The 13499-nt window shown below is 47.0% G+C and carries 12 protein-coding genes and 1 pseudogene; 4 read left to right on the top strand and 9 right to left on the bottom strand.

Annotation, left to right across the window (positions count from 1 at the left end; translation table 11 throughout):
- Positions 1–18: 18 nt before the first annotated feature.
- The 8 genes and pseudogenes from G9F50_RS20635 to G9F50_RS15665 form a co-directional block, all read right to left on the bottom strand.
- Positions 19–1512: a UxaA family hydrolase gene (locus G9F50_RS20635; protein ID WP_060561845.1), complete on the bottom strand. Its 1494-nt coding sequence runs from the start codon at positions 1510–1512 to the stop codon at positions 19–21.
- A gap of 9 nt (positions 1513–1521) precedes the next feature.
- Positions 1522–2955: pseudogene (locus tag G9F50_RS20630) on the bottom strand (tagaturonate reductase); the annotation flags it as partial.
- A gap of 75 nt (positions 2956–3030) precedes the next feature.
- The gene (locus G9F50_RS15690; RefSeq protein ID WP_043021273.1) at positions 3031–4029 is read right to left on the bottom strand and encodes a LacI family DNA-binding transcriptional regulator; all 999 of its coding nucleotides are present in this window, start codon (positions 4027–4029) and stop codon (positions 3031–3033) included.
- Positions 4030–4099: 70 nt separating this feature from the next.
- Positions 4100–5491, bottom strand: a complete 1392-nt coding sequence (locus G9F50_RS15685; protein WP_014417510.1) for an MFS transporter — start codon at positions 5489–5491, stop codon at positions 4100–4102.
- 23 nt (positions 5492–5514) lie between these two features.
- Entirely contained in the window at positions 5515–6912 is a 1398-nt protein-coding gene (gene uxaC / locus G9F50_RS15680) for a glucuronate isomerase (protein ID WP_101536280.1), read from the bottom strand.
- Between the two features lie 185 nt (positions 6913–7097).
- Positions 7098–8276, bottom strand: coding sequence for an NAD(P)/FAD-dependent oxidoreductase (locus tag G9F50_RS15675; RefSeq protein WP_003154907.1), 1179 nt, complete (start codon positions 8274–8276; stop codon positions 7098–7100).
- A gap of 39 nt (positions 8277–8315) precedes the next feature.
- On the bottom strand, positions 8316–8732 hold the full coding sequence (locus G9F50_RS15670; protein ID WP_003154908.1) for a DUF1641 domain-containing protein: 417 nt from the start codon (positions 8730–8732) through the stop codon (positions 8316–8318).
- Between the two features lie 386 nt (positions 8733–9118).
- Positions 9119–9616: a cupin domain-containing protein gene (locus G9F50_RS15665; protein ID WP_060561819.1), complete on the bottom strand. Its 498-nt coding sequence runs from the start codon at positions 9614–9616 to the stop codon at positions 9119–9121.
- A 129-nt stretch (positions 9617–9745) separates the two neighbouring features.
- Here G9F50_RS15665 and G9F50_RS15660 point away from each other — a divergent pair, with 129 nt between their 5' ends.
- The 3 genes from G9F50_RS15660 to G9F50_RS15650 are packed head-to-tail and all read left to right on the top strand — an operon-like array spanning position 9746 to position 12256.
- A complete protein-coding gene (locus tag G9F50_RS15660; RefSeq protein ID WP_033574552.1) occupies positions 9746–10729 on the top strand; it encodes a DMT family transporter in 984 nt (327 codons plus the stop codon).
- A 26-nt stretch (positions 10730–10755) separates the two neighbouring features.
- Positions 10756–11493, top strand: coding sequence for an ABC transporter ATP-binding protein (locus G9F50_RS15655; protein WP_060561820.1), 738 nt, complete (start codon positions 10756–10758; stop codon positions 11491–11493).
- Position 11494: 1 nt separating this feature from the next.
- On the top strand, positions 11495–12256 hold the full coding sequence (locus G9F50_RS15650; protein WP_060561821.1) for an ABC transporter permease: 762 nt from the start codon (positions 11495–11497) through the stop codon (positions 12254–12256).
- Positions 12257–12280: 24 nt separating this feature from the next.
- On the opposite strand, the gene G9F50_RS15645 is transcribed toward G9F50_RS15650, so the two are convergent.
- Entirely contained in the window at positions 12281–13099 is an 819-nt protein-coding gene (locus tag G9F50_RS15645) for a uroporphyrinogen-III synthase (protein ID WP_060561822.1), read from the bottom strand.
- A gap of 175 nt (positions 13100–13274) precedes the next feature.
- Between G9F50_RS15645 and G9F50_RS15640 the strand changes: the two genes are divergently transcribed.
- Positions 13275–13460 (top strand): DUF8096 family protein, encoded by a 186-nt coding sequence (locus G9F50_RS15640; RefSeq protein WP_003154919.1) that lies wholly within the window; start codon positions 13275–13277, stop codon positions 13458–13460.
- Positions 13461–13499: the final 39 nt, after the last annotated feature.

Genomic DNA, 13499 nt, shown 5'->3' with positions numbered 1-13499 from the left:
GTCAGATCGCCTTTTCCCTTATAACGTCACACCGGACTTAAAGATTGCAAGCTCCCGAAAATCGTTTTTTTCGTTATTGACAAATTCTCCGCTTGCAACTTTAATAATGTATTGAATAAAATCTCTCACAATGTGATCTTCTGTTGTTTGGTCTTCCGCCAATCTGCCCGCGTTGTAATCAATCCAATGAGGCTTTGATTGAAATAAATCGGTATTTGTTGATACTTTCACAGTCGGGACAAATGTGCCGAACGGCGTGCCTCTTCCGGTTGTAAACAAAACGATGTGACAGCCCGCCGCGGCGAGCGCTGAAGAAGCGATTAAATCATTGCCGGGCGCACTGAGCAGTGTCAATCCCTTTGTCTTCAGTGTTTCACCGTATGTCAGCACATCAGAAACCGGTGAAAGACCGGCTTTTTGGGTGCAGCCGAGCGACTTGTCTTCGAGCGTTGAAATGCCGCCTTCCTTATTCCCTGGTGACGGGTTTTCATAAATCGGCTGCTCGTGCTTCATAAAATATTGCTTGAAATCATTGATCAATCGGACTGTTTTATGAAACACTTCTTCACTCGCCGCACGCTGCATGAGAATCGTCTCAGCGCCGAACATCTCAGGCACCTCCGTTAAGACCGTGCTCCCTCCCTGTGCAATCAAGTAATCTGAAAATCTCCCTAATAAAGGGTTTGCGGTGATGCCGGAAAAACCGTCCGACCCGCCGCATTTCAATCCGATGCTCAATTCTGACAGCGGAATCTCCTCACGTTTATCTCCCTTTGCCGCAAGGTGTATCTCTTTAAGAAGCGCAGTACCCGCTTCAATTTCATCTGTGACAGCTTGTGATTCGAGAAATTTCACCCGATCTCCATTCACTTCAGAAAGCGTTTCCTTAATCGCCGCAAGCTCATTATTTTCACAGCCGAGCCCTAAAACCAGCACACCGCCAGCATTTGGATGACGGATGGCGTTCATCAGCATTTGTTTCGTATTCTCATGATCATCGCCAAGCTGGGAGCAGCCGTATTGGTGCGTTAAAACCAGCACATTGTCAAAGGGCGCAATGTCTTTCGCCTCTTTTACGAAGCGCTGCAGGATTTTCTCAGCGACGCCGTTTACGCAGCCGACTGTAGGCACGATCCACAGTTCATTCCGGACGCCGGATGTACCATTTTCTCTTCTGTAGCCTTTAAATGTCCGGTTCTCATTTGTAAAAGGATTGTCCTCGAAGCGCGGTGAATACGTGTATTCTTGCACATCGGATAAATTCGTTTGCAGATTATGGGTATGAATATGCTCGCCGGCCGAAATCCGCCTTGTCGCACGCCCGATTGAAAAACCGTATTTAATGATGCTGCCGTTTTCTTCAATGGTTTGCAGCGCGATTTTATGCCCCCGCTTTACAGGGTCCTTCACTTCAATCGTCAGTCCGTCTGTATGCAGCCGCTCCCCTTTGTTAAAATGGCGCATGGCGAGAAGCACGTTATCGTTTTTATGGATTTTTATGACCTCTTTCATTTCACTTCCCCCTTTTTTTCCGCAGCATTCATGTAACGCATGCTTCATACCCCGCTTATGAATGACAGACAGAAAAAAAGCCGTTCGTTCAGTCAGCCCCGGAAGATGATTCAGATTCTTCCCCCACAATCGCTCTTCTCCTAATATGGCAGATGCCGCTTGAAACATATCATCTTTGCAACGGGACCGCGCCATTTGAAAACGGTTAAGAACCTCCTCGCCGTCTGCCGGTTTGTTCGGTCCGTTCCAGTATGAATAGATCATGGCGCTGAACGAAAATACCAGCTTCTCAGGTAGCCGGCCCTCCTGTTCGATATAAGCCTTCAGCGTCGGCAGATTTCTTGTTTTGAATTTCGCCGCGGCGTTAAGGGTAATGCTTTGCAGATAATGGTGGATATAAGGGTTTTTAAACCGCTGTAACACATCTGCCGCGTATTGGGTGACACCCTCCATTTGCAGCACAGGGAGGATTTCTTCATTGATCAGCTCTTCGATGAATCTGCCCGTCACCTCGTGCTCAGCCGCTTCCCGGACGGTTTGCAGTCCGTATAGTAAAGCCACTGGCGCCAATGCCGTGTGAGCGCCGTTTAAGATTCTCACCTTTTTTGTCCTGTAAGACGTAAGGTCAGACGTGATCAGTGCGTTCAGCCCGGCCTCAGCAAAAGGAAGCTCATTCTGAAGCTGTTCCGGCCCTTCTATCACCCACAAATAATAATGCTCACCAACCACAAGCAGACGGTCTTCGTATCCGAGAAAATCGGTAAGTTCTTCCGCGGTATCAACAGGAAATCCGGGAACAATCCGATCCACGAGGGTATTGCAGAAGATGTTCGCGTCATGAATCCATTGAGTAAAATCAGGTTCCAGCTCCCACAGCCCGGCATATTGAAGCACGGCCGCCTTCAGTTTCCGTCCGTTTTCTTCGACCAGTTCACATGGAAGCACAATGCACCCTTTCTCGGCGTCACCCGCAAATGCCTTATAGCGGAAATAAAGGAACGCCGCTAATTTCCCGGGGAATGTTTTTTGAGGTCTATCCTCAAGCCGGTCGCCTTTCTCAAACGTAATTCCCGCTTCTGTCGTATTGGAAATGATAAAACGAAGCTCCTCTTGTGCTGCCAGCCGTTTAAAGGAATCATAGTCAGAAAAAAGATCAATGCCGCGGCTGATGGATTTGACGATCATGTGTTCTTCAGCCGGTTTTCCGTCCTTTATCCCCTGCAAAAAAAGCGTGAATAAACCGTCCTGCTCGTTTAAACGTTTGATTTTCTCAGAGCCTCTCGGCTGTACGGCGACAACGCTTCCGTTAAAATCCGTCAATTGATTCAATTGATCGATCTGCCAGTCAGCGAAAGCCCGCAAAAAGTTGCCTTCACCGAACTGAAGGACTTTTTCAGGATATTGAATGTATTCGCCGCACATCTTTTTATTCAGCTGCTGCAAGCTGTCCACCTCCTTCTGTATTTATGCACACGTTAACATTTATCCGCGTGAAAACCCGGATAATCAGACGGGCCGTTATGTGAGGTTTTTAATTGAATCTCTTATCATCACCTCGGTGTTTTCGTATATTTTTTCCGCCGCCGTATCCGGGTCGGCGATTAGCGCCAAAATCTTCTCTGCGCCGAGAATGCTGATGTTTTCAACCGGGCGTTTTACTGTCGAAAGCCTCGGCGTCATGTATTGGGAAATGCCGATGTCATCAAACCCGATAACGGATATATCTTCCGGAACGTTCAGGCCTTTGGCGAAAATGGCGTTCATCGCCCCGATCGCCATATCATCGTTTGAACAAAAAACAGCCGTAGGCGGTGATTGAAGCGCCAAGAGTTTTTCCATCGCCTGACTGCCGCTTTCCATATCATAGCGGCCTTTTACACTGTATTCATGCTTAATCGGGATAGAATGATCAATTAAAGATGTCAAATAGCCTTCTTTCCGCTGAGAAGTTGACCTGAATCCTTCCTTTCCCTCAATGATCGCGATATCTCTGTGTCCGTTTGCGATCAGGCAGTCGACCGCCTGTCTGGAGCCCTCTTTATCGTTTGACAGGATATTCGTGATACTCCGGTCATCAATGTCCCTGTTCAGCACGACAAGCGGGATGTTTTTCTCGCGGATATGATAAATAAATGAATTATCACTGTCGCTTTGGCTCATTAAAATGATTCCGTCATATCTCATGGGCGTAATGGTTTCAAAGCTTTTCAGGTCGTCAATCGCGCGGACGAACAAATTGTATTCCTCACTGATTGTGCGGTTTACACCTTTGATGGTATCGGAAAAAAAGCTGTGTGAGGTTCCGTTTGTGATGCTTGTAAAAAACAGTCCGATCGTATGGGACTTTTGCATGGCAAGGCTTTTTGCATTTACATTCGGTGTGTAATTCAGCTGTGAAGCGAGCTCTAATATTTTCTGTTTTGTATGCTCTTTAATGTAGGGGCTGCCGTTAAGTGCCCGGGATACGGTTGTGTGGGATACGTTGGCGAGTTTTGCGATATCTTTTATGGTTACCATCGTTTTTCCTTTCTTTCTGTATGCTGTCATTTATTTCTATTGTACCATTAACGGACAGTCCATAAAATCACTAAAGTTGAGGTTTTGCATGATGTAAGTCCTGAACGAGCTCGGCATGCTGCCGGTCCGTCAGTTTATACATTAAACCGATAATCAGCATGGCGCACGCTAAAGCGAAAGCCGGGTACAGCAGCAGAAGCCCTTTAATCCCGATCAGCGTGCCTTTTGTCTGAGATGCATTCGGGATATAGCCGATAACGCTCAGCCCGATGCCTGAAAGAAAACCTGATAAAGATTGGGCGAGTTTTCTGGAGAAGTTGAAAAGCGAATATGTCGTCGCCTCCTTCCGTTCACCCGTCTTCCATTCTCCGTAATCAATAATGTCCGACACAAGCGCCCACGTAATGCCGTTTGGTATGCTGATCCCGATAAAAGCAATGCTCGCTAACGCCGTAAAGATATATACATTTGACGGCAGACAGAAATTCAGCGCATCAGCCGCGGCGCTGACGGCAAAACCGATCATCACCGTTTGCTTTTTTCCGAAACGTTTGACGAGTTTCGGCATAAACAAAACACCTAAAAATGAAGAACCGATGATGATAAAACTCATGTAGGACATCAGCTCCGCATTGTTGAGATTGTACTGGGCGAAGTAAACAAGCATAGCGGATTTAATGTTATATGCCGATATTGAGAAAATCGTCATGAAAACGACGGTCAGAAGCGGTTTGTTGCCGATAAAGCATTTGAAAACCGACATGACGGACAGCTTTTCTTTCGGCGCTTCACGGACGATAATTCTTTCTTTGCAGTTTCGGTAGCAGATCATAAATCCCGCGATTCCGATTACGGCCATCATTCCCATGACTGCCGGGTAGCCGATGTGAACGTTATCAAAATGAACAAGAATCGGGATGACGATGACACTTGTAATGAGCAGCGCGCCGAGGGAGCCGATCTGGCGGAACGCGGAAAGCGCCGTTCTGTCCTCCGCATCCTGTGTAATGGCCGCGCCGAGGGAGCCGTACGGAATATTGACGAAAGAATAAGCGACCCCCCACAACATGTAAGAAGCATAGGCGTACACAAGCTTCCAGGTGACGCTCACGTCCGGTGACACAAAAATCAATACGGTCATGACCGCAAGAATAATACTTCCGAATAATAAGTACGGCCTGAATTTCCCCCGGGGTCCGATCTTTTTTCTGTAGTCAATGGCCGAGCCGACAATCGGATCAGTCACAGCCGCAAACAGCTTGCTGACCAAAAAAATACTGCCGGCGAACGCTGCCGGAATGCCTGCGACATCTGTGAAAAACTTCAGCAAATAGATCTGCCCGAGATCAAACATAAATCCGTTACCAAAATCTCCAAAACCATAGGATACTTTTTCTTTCAGACTCAGCTTATGCTCCTTCACTTTTGCGGCAGGTGCTGTCACGACAGGCACATTACTCATAGGCCACCTCTTTCATTCCATTTTTAAAAGCGGAAATATTCCTCAGCATTCCGGTAACAAATTCCCTCGACAATCCTTCCTAAAAGCTCCATATCGTAAGGCGCTTCGCCTTGTTCCGCCCAGCCGCCGATCAGCGTGCAGACAAGCCGCCTGAAGTATTCATGGCGGGGGTAGGAGAGGAAACTTCTTGAATCCGTCAGCATCCCGATAAAACGGCTGAACAGGCCCATATTTGATAACGCTTTCATTTGCTGGAGCATTCCATCTTTCGTGTCATTGAACCACCAGGCTGTGCCGAATTGAATTTTCCCCGGTGTTTTCCCATCCTGAAAGCTGTTGATCATGCTGGCGATAATATAGTTGTCATTCGGATTCAAAGAATACAAAATCGTTTTAGGCAATTGCCGCTTTTTTTCGGCGGAATCTAACAGCCGGGCAAGCGGCTTTGCGATACGTTCATCATTAATTGAGTCATATCCCGTATCAGGGCCGAGGCTGCTGAACTTATTTGTATTGGTATTTCTTAACGCGTTAATATGGAACTGCATCGCCCAGTCCAATTCTGCGTAAAGACCGCAAAGATATTGCAGCGTCCGTGTTCTGAATTTCTTTTCATCTTCAAAAGATACATGCTCTCCGCTTAATCCGGCGGCAAAAATCCGGGCCGCTTCCTCTTCGGTCGTCTCGGCATAAACCATTTGATCTAACGCATGATCCGACACTCTTCCCCCGGCATTGTGAAAAAAGCGGACGCGGGATTCTAACGCATCTAAATACGATTGGTAGGTGGTGACAGCTATTCCGGAAGCGCTCTCCAGCGAACGGACCCAATCGGCAAAACCCGGGCTGCTGATGTCCAGTCCTTTGTCAGGCCGAAATCCGGGCAGCACTTGCACCGGAAAATCACTTTCTTTCAACAGTTCGTGGTATGTCAGCGCATCGGCAGGATCGTCGGTTGTGCAAATGACTTTAACATTTGATTTCAGAATGAGATCCCTTGCGCCAAACCCGTCTCCCTGCAGGAGCTCATTCGTTTTTTTCCAAATTGCCGCAGCCGTTTTTTCATTCAATACGTCATAAATGCCGAACCAGCGCTGCAGCTCTAAATGCGTCCAGCTGTACAGCGGATTGCCTATCGCCATCGGCACCGTTTTTGCCCAGGCGAAAAACTTCTCTTCATCTGAAGCGTTTCCGGTAATGCAGCGCTCTTCAATGCCGTTGGCCCTCATGATCCGCCACTTGTAGTGGTCACCGTAAAGCCATGCCTCCGTAATCGTTGCGAAGGTTTTATTTTCATAGATTTCCTTTGGGCTTAAGTGACAGTGATAATCAATGATCGGCATGTTTTCAGCGTATTCCCGGTACAGCTTTACGGCCGTTGTACTATCCAGTAAAAAATCATCACCCATAAAAGCTTTCACACTTTCATCCTCCCTCTTAAAAATGTTAACGTTAACAAAATGGTTCTTTTTTATTTTAGCTTCCTCTTTCTCACATATCAATCATTTTTATTTTTTTTTCAGAAAATTGTATCCGTTTACATTTTCATACAAAAAAAAGACACTGCCGAGAAAGTCCGGCAATGTCTTCTGTGTGATCTTAAGGATTAGTAAGCGAGGCTGAATAATCCTTTGATATGTGTTAAATAACGTACGTTACTTGCTTCTTTCATTAAAGATGCCGGAAGACCTTTTAGCGGAGTAGAGTTCGCTCCGATGATGGCAACCGCGTCTTTACGTCCGAGGCTTGCAAGCGTACCTGAGTTTACAGGCTTGAATGTTTCAAGCGTTTTTCCTTCTAAGTAAGCGAACAGGTTGTAACCGACAAGCTCACCCATCTGCCAAGCGATTTGCGCTGTCGGCGGGTACGGACGGCCGTCCGGCGCAAAGTATACTGCGCTGTCTCCGACAACGAATACATCTTCATGAGAAGTAGATTGTAAGAAATCGTTAACCGTCGCACGGCCGCGGTTCACTTCAAGGCCGGATTCGCCGACTAACGGGTTGCCTTGTACGCCGCCTGTCCATACAAATGTGTTGGCAACGACTTTTGAACCGTCTTTCAGATCAATAACGTTTCCTTCAACATTTGTAACAGGAAGACCTGTTAAGAACTCAACGCCGCGTTTTTCAAGACTTTTTGTCGCGCGTTCGATAAGGTCATCAGGAAGAACAGGAAGAATTTTCGGACCTGCTTCTACTAATTTCAGTTTGATTTCTTTCGGATCTACGCCGTATTTTTTCGTAAGGTTCGGCATGATGTCAGCAAGCTCACCGACAAGCTCAACGCCTGTTAAGCCGCCGCCGCCGATAAGGATCGTTGCATCAGCTTCGTTTTTCGTTTTAGAGTATTCACGCACACGGTCTTCCACGTGTTTGTATACTTTGTTGGCATCAGCAGCAGATTTCAGCACCATGCTGTTTTCTTCGAGTCCAGGAATGCCGAAATAAGCCGTAACAGAACCAAGTCCGACAACAAGCGCGTCATAAGTCAGCTTAGAACCGTCAGAAAGGGCAACTTCTTTCTTATCAACTGAGAAAGAATTGACTTCTGCGATTTTAATGTCGACGTCTTTTCCTTTCAGAAGTTTTTCAAGCGGCATAGCAACAGCCTGTTCAGACACGTTGCCGGCTGCAAGGCGGTGCAGTTCCGTAATGATTTGGTGAGTCGGGTATTTGTTCACAACGGTTACGCGTGCTTCATCTTTACTGTAATGTTTGCGAACGGTTAAAGCAGAAAGAACTCCGCCGTAACCAGCGCCTAAAATGACAATATGTTTTGACATCGTATATCCTCCGTCCTTTATATCAATTTGAATCTGAGATTATTTTTGTTTTTCGTTCATGATTTCAAGATAGCTGTTAGCAAAACGGAACAGCTTTTGAGCTTGAGGATCTTTCAGCATGCGCAGCAGGCCGAAAAGTCCGATCGTTTCATTGCTTGCATCCGCGCGGTCTTTTGCTTCGATCGCAGTAGCCGCCACTTCTTTCGCTGTTTCTTTCACCGGCTCAAGAATTTCTGTAAGCGCACCCACTGTATCGCTCTTCAATACTTCGTCTGTCGCTACAGACTGTGCAAAATCATAAGACTTCGTTAAAATATTTACTAACTCAGTCAGTTTTGGAAGCTGATCCACTAAAACAGTCAGTGATTCTTGAACTTCAGGTTTTAGCAGCTGATCAATAAGATCGCGTTGGCCTTGGCTGACAGATGCATTTGTTTGATCGATTGTTTCTGGCATATCCGATTCTCCTTTACTATAAGCAGTATGCTGATTTTTTTGGAAAGGGTAGCCTTTCCCCCTTCATGCAGAAAAGCATGAAAAAGCAAGATTGTGAATTCATGCACAATCATTTACAAAAATAAATGTTTACTACCCAGTTTTTCACTTTGCCATATCCAGTATTATTTTTATATCAACAAAAACAATTGAATAAGTCAAAATTTCTTTTTCCTCTCTGAAAATAGCAAACATAAAAAACCCCAATTTGATTTACTCTTATATAATAACACTTTTTGAACAAAATTTGAACGTGAATTGTTTCGTTTATGAAATTATTTATATGGCGGGGGTGTAATAACGTTTCTTTTAGGCTATTTTTTTACAGACCATCCGCTTTTCCCCTGTCATTTTTCCCACAATTTTAATAGCGGGCCCGTTTTTCCCGTAAAGGGGTCGCATTCCGGGAGGGGGACACGGCTGGTTTCTTCTGAAGTTCTATCATTTTTCTCCGTTTTTGTATCGTACTGCCGGCCGCCCGGATAAGCCCCGATCACGGTAAAATCAAAACTGCCCGACAGTTTTTTATGTCCGGTGCCGGCCGGAATGACCGCTGCGTCCCCCGTTTGAAGAACGGCATCCGCTCCTTGTTCCCCGCCGAACCTCAAAACCGCGTTTCCTTTTACCGCGACAAGAACTTCGTGCGTGGTGCTGTGAAAATGGTGATACGGAAATACTCCGCCCGTCCAGCTGTTCGACCAATCGTGCCGGCTGAGGACGGACTCTGCTTTCTGCACCGTTTCTTCATTAAATACCGCTTTATAAATAACAAGCGGAAGATTCGGGTTATTCGGAATGCGGCCGTCATCTTCAAAATAAAGCACTTGAATATCCTCTTTCTGCATTGTTTTCACCTCCGTATATGTCTGTTTCCCATTCATCATTTGTTAAAACGCTATTTTCTCATATTCCATTGCGAAGCCTGCCGGTGAATAGTATAGTATAAAAAAATATGTGTCAAAATGAGGGATTTAATGAAAGCCATCGTGATCGGAATATTGGCATCTCTGTTTTTTGCAGTCACATTTATTTTAAACAGGGCGATGGAGCTTTCCGGCGGAAGCTGGATGTGGAGCTCTTCCCTGCGTTTTCTTTTTATGGTTCCGTTTTTATTTTTGATCGTTTATGCGAAAGGAAAATGGGCGCCGCTCTGGCATGAAATCCGGAAAAAACCGTTTTTTTGGCTGAAGTGGAGTTTTACCGGGTTCGTGCTTTTTTATGCCCCGATTACGTTTGCGGCGGCATATGGGCCGGGCTGGCTGATCGCCGGCACGTGGCAGATTACAATTGTCGCGGGTGTGCTTCTGTCGCCGTTTTTCTACGAAACAAAAAATTCACCGGCGGGCCCGGTTTCCGTCAGACAAAAGATCCCGCTGATTTCGCTGGTTACTTCCGTCATCATCCTGATCGGAGCCGGTCTGATTCAGCTTCAGCATGCGGGTTCTCTGTCCGGCCGCACGATACTATTCAGCGTGGTGCCGGTCGTCATCGCCGCTTTTGCCTATCCGCTCGGCAACCGCAAAATGCTGGAACAATACGGCGGAAAACTCGATACATTTCAGCGGGTGCTCGGCATGACGCTCGCAAGCCTTCCGTTTTGGCTTTTGATCGCCGCTTTCGGCTGGCATAGAGACGGGCTTCCGTCAATGGGACAGACATTCCAATCCTTTATCGTCGCACTCAGCTCTGGCGTTATCGCAACAGTATTATTTTTCCGCGCCACCGATATGGTGAGGAATGAGCCGCAGAAGCTCGCTGCTGTTGAAGCGACGCAGTCCGGAGAGGTTCTTTTTGCACTGATCGGCGAAATCGTCTTTTTATCCGCGGCGTTTCCGTCACTTCTTTCATTTGCCGGACTGTTCATTATTATTGCGGGAATGGTCATGCATACATTCGCTTCCCGGCAGACAGACCAGAAAACGGCTGAGCAAACGTCAGCCAATCTCACCGGTTCCTGATTTTTTTACGAAAGGTGTCCTCCTGTATGAAAGAAGAAATTCCGGCAATATCTTTTCTGTCAGCCGGCAAACGCTTTGAACAAAACAATACGTCCTTTGATGTCCTCAGCCGTGTAACCGGACATATTCAAAAAGGTTCTATCACGGCGTTGATAGGGCCTTCCGGCGCGGGAAAAAGCACATTGCTGTCACTGTGCAATCTGATGAATACACCTGATGAAGGGGAAGTGCTTGTATTCGGAAAAGAAATAAGACACTGGGACATCAGAGAGCTCAGAAAAACCGCGGGCCTAGCATTTCAATCAGCTCCCGTCCTCGAGGGAACGGTGCGGGACAACCTTCTGCTCGCAGAAAAACTCCACGGGGCACAGCACTATACGCCTGAAGAGCTCGCAGTTTTTACAGACCTTCCGCGCGTGCTTCTGGATCGGAATGCAAAAGAATTATCCGGAGGTCAGCGGCAGAAGCTCTCATTAGCGCGAACTCTCGCCGGACTGCCGTCCATCCTGCTGCTGGATGAAATCACATCGGCGCTGGACCCGTCATCCGTTCTCATCATTGAGAAACTGATTACGAAACTCCATCGGCAAAAACAGCTGACGGTCCTGTGGATCACCCATAACCTTGAACAAGCGGAACGGTTATCCGATACGGTATGGTTTATGGCTGAGGGTCGGCTTTTAGAGACCGCGGAAACGAAAACGTTCTTTAAGGAACCGAAACACGAAAAGGCCCGGGCGCTTTTACAAGGGAGCGGGTGCTGATATGAATGATCTTTCTCTATTATTGACAAGTATATTTGTCATTATCGCTTTATTCCTGTCTAAATCTTTTAAAGCCGGCGTCGAAAAGGATATGATCGTCGCAACCGTCAGGGCCGTCATTCAGCTTCTCATCATCGGCTATGTGCTGTCGCTGATTTTTCGCGGTGATCACCCGATATTTATCATATTAATGGTGCTTCTCATGCTCACGGCCGCTTCGCACAATGTCTCCAAACGGAAAAAAATGCGGATCGGCTCATTTTGGCGCGTTTTTCTGACACTGGCGATCGCGGAAACCGTGACGCAGGGACTTTTACTGACCCTTCACATCATTCCGTTCACTTCAAGATATGTCATTCCGATAAGCGGCATGGTCATCGGAAACTCCATGGTGCTCTCAAGCCTGTTTTTAAACAAGCTCAGTTCGGAAGCGGATCTGCGGAAAGAAGAAATCCAGCTGATTCTCTCTCTCGGAGGAACGCCTAAGCAGGCCGTCCGGCAGATATTGACGTCCAGTATGAAGCTCAGTATGATCCCGACGCTTGAAAGCCAGAAAACATTGGGTCTCGTTCAGCTTCCCGGCATGATGACGGGGCAGATTTTAGCGGGGGCTGATCCGGTACAGGCGGTGCGCTTTCAGCTGCTGATCGTTTTTACAACGATGGCCTCCGCTCTTCTTACATGTATCATACTCAGCGCCTTGACATATCCTTCCCTTTTCACGGAACACTGGCAATTAAAAAAATTCAGCAGGGAAGCGTAGGCTTTTTCCCTGCTGAATGATTATTTATGACAAGGTCAGAGATTCATAGTAACGGGATAATTCAATAATCATCGCTCCCATCCGCTCAATGTCCGGAGCAAGGACCCTCTTTACCCCTTCATCCCGGATCGCTTCAGCCGTCACTTTGCCGACTGCGGCGGCAAGCACTTGTTTTTCGAATGCCTGCTGCAATTCTTTTGTGATCCCTTTTTCTTTTGCATAATCAAAGAGAGAACGCACTTGAATGGCTGTCGTAAAACATACGGCATCGACCTCTCCGTTTAACAGCTCTGCCAGCAGTTTATCGACCGTCTCCCTTTCAGGCGGAATATGCTGATACGGCAGAACAGGGAATACCTCCGCTCCGTTTTTCTCAAGGAACTCCATTAAGACCGGCGCTTTTTCGCCATGAAGCTGTATCATGACTTTTTTGTCTTTAAAGTCAAATCGTTCCAAGGAGCGGATCAGCCCTCTTGTTGTACCGTCTTCATCTGAGGCATGCGGCGTGATGCCGAGCTTTTTTAAGGCCGCATATGTTTTATAGCCTCTGCAGCCGATTTTCGCTTCATGAACGGCCGCTAAAAATTCTTCTTTCAGACCGATTTTTTCCGATACCGACAATAACGTTTCCGTACCGATGCCTGTGGTGAATATCACCCAGTCGGCTTTTTGCCCGGCAAATGTTCTTACGTCGGGTTCCATTTGATCCTCCGCCAGGTATACGGTTCCTTGGAGGGAACGGACGACCGCCGTTCCGCCCTGCTTTTCTATTAATCTTGTGATCTCTTCTGTTTTCCGCGAACCGCCGATGGCAATCCGTTTCCCGTTCAATCCTTTTCCCATTGCTGTTTTCTTCTTCCCTTCAGATGCCGGGCGCCCTATGGCAGGCCGTCATTTATTTCTATTATTGTTACGCAATCAGCCGGGAAAATCAAGCTATGCTCCCGTTGAATCCCCCGTGCAGTTGCTGTATCATTAACCGGGCAGAACGATTTGATTCGCGGAGGGATTTTCAATCATGGAAACAAAAAAAGAGTTCGAGACAAAAGGATACGATACTTCGGTCATTTATGAGTTCAATGAATATCCTGATGTTCACAGCGGCCGATGTGACAATTGCGACTACACGCTGTTTAAAAGCTCAGTGAAGGGCGGAAAATTTTTGAGGGAATGCCGGAGATGCGGCATGAAGAAAAACATATAACAAAACAGGCAGCCGTCTTCCGGTGCGCTGCCTGTTTCT

Origin of the sequence: Bacillus sp. EKM206B (assembly GCF_011066015.1) — a bacterium.
GTDB classification, from domain to species: Bacteria; Bacillota; Bacilli; order Bacillales; family Bacillaceae; genus Bacillus; species Bacillus velezensis.
Note: the sequence above shows the minus strand (reverse complement) of the source record. Positions and strands in the feature narration are given on the sequence as shown.

Bases quoted from the DNA above. Each gene is read 5' to 3' on its own strand.
- G9F50_RS15650 (WP_060561821.1), top strand. From the start codon at position 11,495: ATGAATGATCTTTCTCTATTATTGACAAGTATATTTGTCATTATCGCT.
- G9F50_RS15690 (WP_043021273.1), bottom strand. From the start codon at position 4,029: ATGGTAACCATAAAAGATATCGCAAAACTCGCCAACGTATCCCACACA.
- G9F50_RS15685 (WP_014417510.1), bottom strand. From the start codon at position 5,491: ATGAGTAATGTGCCTGTCGTGACAGCACCTGCCGCAAAAGTGAAGGAG.
- G9F50_RS15655 (WP_060561820.1), top strand. From the start codon at position 10,756: ATGAAAGAAGAAATTCCGGCAATATCTTTTCTGTCAGCCGGCAAACGC.
- G9F50_RS15670 (WP_003154908.1), bottom strand. From the start codon at position 8,732: ATGCCAGAAACAATCGATCAAACAAATGCATCTGTCAGCCAAGGCCAA.
- G9F50_RS15645 (WP_060561822.1), bottom strand. From the start codon at position 13,099: ATGGGAAAAGGATTGAACGGGAAACGGATTGCCATCGGCGGTTCGCGG.
- G9F50_RS15640 (WP_003154919.1), top strand. From the start codon at position 13,275: ATGGAAACAAAAAAAGAGTTCGAGACAAAAGGATACGATACTTCGGTC.
- G9F50_RS15660 (WP_033574552.1), top strand. From the start codon at position 9,746: ATGAAAGCCATCGTGATCGGAATATTGGCATCTCTGTTTTTTGCAGTC.
- G9F50_RS15675 (WP_003154907.1), bottom strand. From the start codon at position 8,276: ATGTCAAAACATATTGTCATTTTAGGCGCTGGTTACGGCGGAGTTCTT.
- G9F50_RS15665 (WP_060561819.1), bottom strand. From the start codon at position 9,616: ATGCAGAAAGAGGATATTCAAGTGCTTTATTTTGAAGATGACGGCCGC.
- G9F50_RS20635 (WP_060561845.1), bottom strand. From the start codon at position 1,512: ATGAAAGAGGTCATAAAAATCCATAAAAACGATAACGTGCTTCTCGCC.